Annotated in this window: 2 protein-coding genes; both read left to right on the top strand. The window is 47.1% G+C overall.

Going from position 1 to position 1,573, the window contains the following annotated elements:
• Nucleotides 1–1,113 (top strand): RHS repeat domain-containing protein (locus tag T424_RS21575; RefSeq protein WP_037068419.1); only part of this gene is annotated, 1,113 nt, incomplete at its 5' end.
• A gap of 10 nt (nt 1,114–1,123) precedes the next feature.
• The gene (locus tag T424_RS21570) at nt 1,124–1,408 is read left to right on the top strand and encodes a hypothetical protein (protein ID WP_037068416.1); all 285 of its coding nucleotides are present in this window, start codon (nt 1,124–1,126) and stop codon (nt 1,406–1,408) included.
• The last annotated feature ends 165 nt before the right edge of the window (nt 1,409–1,573 follow it).

The following is a 1,573-nucleotide window of genomic DNA, read 5'->3' as shown; positions in this document are numbered from 1 at the left end:
CCGCATGCACCGACGTCACTCAACGGCGTTGCCTTCAGCTATGATCCGAATGGCAACATGGTCAACGACGGAAGTCGGCAGATCGATTACGATCTGGCAAACCGCGTCTATGCCGTCCAGGCCAACGGCTCGACGACATCGATCGAATATGGCCCCGATGGAACCCGGTTCAAGAAGATCGGACCACAGGGCACCACCTTCTATCCCGACGCCAGCGTCGAATTTAATCCGGCGACGGGCATCGCCACCCGCTATCCGCACATGGACGTAAAGGTCATTGGTGGCACCAAATACTTCCTGCATCGCGACCATCTGTCTTCGATCCGCTTCGTCACCAACATGGCCGGCGAGGTCGTGGAAAGTACTGATTATGCTGCCTATGGCGAAACAACCAACAAGGCGATGACCACCCAGAAGAACTATATCGGCGAGCGCTTCGATCCCGAAACAGGCCTCATGTATCTCAATGCAAGATATATGGATCCGAGATTCGGCAGGTTCATCTCGCCGGATGACTGGGATCCCACCAAGGAAGGTGTCGGTACCAATAGGTACGCTTATGCATCAAATGACCCCGTCAATAAGAGCGATCCGAACGGGCACTCTTACAGCGGAACCGAAACAAAATTTTCTGAGCAAGAAAATGATTTCGGTCAGGGTGCCTCCAACAACGATCACGCGGATCACGTGGACAACCATGTAAATTCAAATTTGAGCTCTGCCCTTACTTCGTCATTGTCTGATGAAATCGATGCAGCCCTCGACAAAAACGAAGAATCGACTAGAGGGAAAAAAGAAAATTTCTACTCCAAAGAAAATAACGACTATAACCAAGGAAGATATAACGGCGAACAAAAATCGCAAAACTCCAATGAAAATAATTATAAAAATGACAAAATTCAGATGCCCAATGAAATTAAGCCTCCTGATGAAGTGGCTGGTGGTTATAGAATGGTGAAAACGCCGAAAGGTGCTTTCCAATTCATTTTTGATAACGGCCTTATTGTGAGGTTTGACCTTATGCCGGGTCAATTTTTAAAAGGGCAAGGGCCCCATATTAATGTTGAAAATCAAGATATTGATATTAACGTACACATGCCTGTGAAACCATAGAGGCTACCAAATGCAAGACTTTAACCAACTCGAAAAAAAAGCTCGAGATCTCTTCAAAAACGGCGAATTTCAGGACGCGCTTAAGATATACTTGCATATGGCTAGTGGCGATCCATCGCTTGATGCCGGATATTTGGGTGAGCGCATTGCGATGTGCTATCAGTCATTAGGCGACCTTTATTCTGCTAAGTATTGGTATGGGCGGGCGGTAGAAGAAAACCCTGAAGTCAGGCTCTATTCTGCAAAAATGTTAAGCGAAATGAGTGATTTAGGAATAGATCATTTGTTACATTAAGTTTGATGGAGCCCGCGCCAGGAAAACCGGTCCACAGGGAGCGACATCCTATCAAGACGCCAACGTCTAGTAATACGTCGTCTTTCTGATGCCGACTCTTTGTGCTTTCCAAAACGTGATGAATCTGAATCTCTGGTGCAAATCGGAGGTTTCGGATGCGAGCTG

Source organism: Allorhizobium undicola ORS 992 = ATCC 700741, from assembly GCF_000621665.1.
Taxonomy (GTDB): Bacteria; Pseudomonadota; Alphaproteobacteria; order Rhizobiales; family Rhizobiaceae; genus Allorhizobium; species Allorhizobium undicola.
Note: the sequence above shows the minus strand (reverse complement) of the source record. Positions and strands in the feature narration are given on the sequence as shown.

Coding starts and splice junctions, on each gene's coding strand:
- T424_RS21570 (WP_037068416.1), top strand. CDS start 1,124: ATGCAAGACTTTAACCAACTCGAAAAAAAAGCTCGAGATCTCTTCAAA.